This window comes from Streptomyces prasinopilosus (assembly GCF_001419695.1).
Lineage (GTDB): Bacteria > Actinomycetota > Actinomycetes > Streptomycetales > Streptomycetaceae > Streptomyces > Streptomyces prasinopilosus.
On record NZ_LIRG01000093.1, the window covers coordinates 1 to 1,301 of the forward strand.

General features: G+C 73.1%; 1 protein-coding gene. It reads right to left on the reverse strand.

Going from position 1 to position 1,301, the window contains the following annotated elements:
- Nucleotides 1-63: 63 nt before the first annotated feature.
- The coding region (locus tag AOK18_RS05420; protein WP_055693562.1) for an APC family permease at nt 64-1,301 on the reverse strand (1,238 nt) is incomplete at its 5' end.

The following is a 1,301-nucleotide window of genomic DNA, read 5'->3' on the forward strand; positions in this document are numbered from 1 at the left end:
GTGCCGCGGTCGCGGCCGTTGTCCGTGGCCCCCGGAACCGCCGGGGCGCACCGGCGGCGCGGGCTACGGCGTGCGCCGGGCCTCTTTGTCCAGCTGGAACGCCTCGTTGCCGAGGCCGATCCGGGCGTGCGTCCCGGGGGCCCGGGAGCGCAGGACCAGGCCCTGGACCAGGCCGGCGACGAGGGCCAGCCCGATGACGCCGGGCAGCAGCAGGCTCAGGGCGGAGTCGGGTCCGGTGCCGACGAGGACGTCGAAGTCCTTGACGGTGTAGCCGGCGATCACGGCCAGGGCGAGGCCCGCCAGTCCCGAGGTGACCAGCCGCCAGGCCTGGGCGCCCGCGGCGCCGCGGCGGACGAAGAAGACGACGACGGACAGCGAGGCGATCGCCATCAGGACGATCACGCCGAGGGCGCCGATGTTGCCGCCCCAGGTGAACAGGCGCAGGACGGGCGCGGTCGGGTCGCCGACGGGCTTGTCGTCGGTGAGCGCGAAGGCGAGGACGAGCACCGCGGCGATACCGGTCTGGAGCAGCGACCCGGTGCCGGGGGCGCCGCTGGTGCCGGTGGTGCGGCCGAAGGCGGCGGGCAGCAGTCCCTCGCGGCCCATGGCGAAGGCGTACCGGGCGACGACGTTGTGGAAGCTGAGCATGGCGGCGAACATGCCGGTGACGAAGAGGACGTGCAGGACGTCCGTGAAGGTGCCGCCGAGCCGTGACTCGGTGAGGAAGAACAGCAGTCCCGCGCTCTGCTCCCGCGAGGTGGCGACGATGTCCGCGGGGCCGGTGGCGACGGTGAGGGCCCAGCTGCTGATCGCGAAGAACACGGCGACGCCCGTGACGGCCAGGAACATCACGCGCGGTACCAGGACGTGCGGCCTGCTGGTCTCCTCGGCGTACACCGGGGCCTGTTCGAAGCCGAGGAAGGCGGCGATGCAGAAGCACAGGGCGGTGCCGACGCCGGCCCCGGTGAGGGTGTCCGGGTCGAAGGCGTGCAGCGACAGTCCCTGCGCGCCCGGGTCGGCGATCGCGGCGATGTCGAAGACGACGACCAGGAGCACCTCGACGACCAGCAGCACGCCGAGCACGCGCGCGTTCACGTCGATCTTCAGCCAGCCCAGCACGCCGACGGCGGCCAGGGCCGCCAGGGACGGTATCCACCAGGCGACCTCGAGGTCGGCGTAGGTGGCGAAGAGCCCCGAGACCTCGAAGCCGAAGATGCCGTAGATGCCGACCTGGAGGGCGTTGTAGGCGACCAGCGCGACCATGGCGGCACCCGCGCCGGCGGTGCCGCCATGGTCGCGCT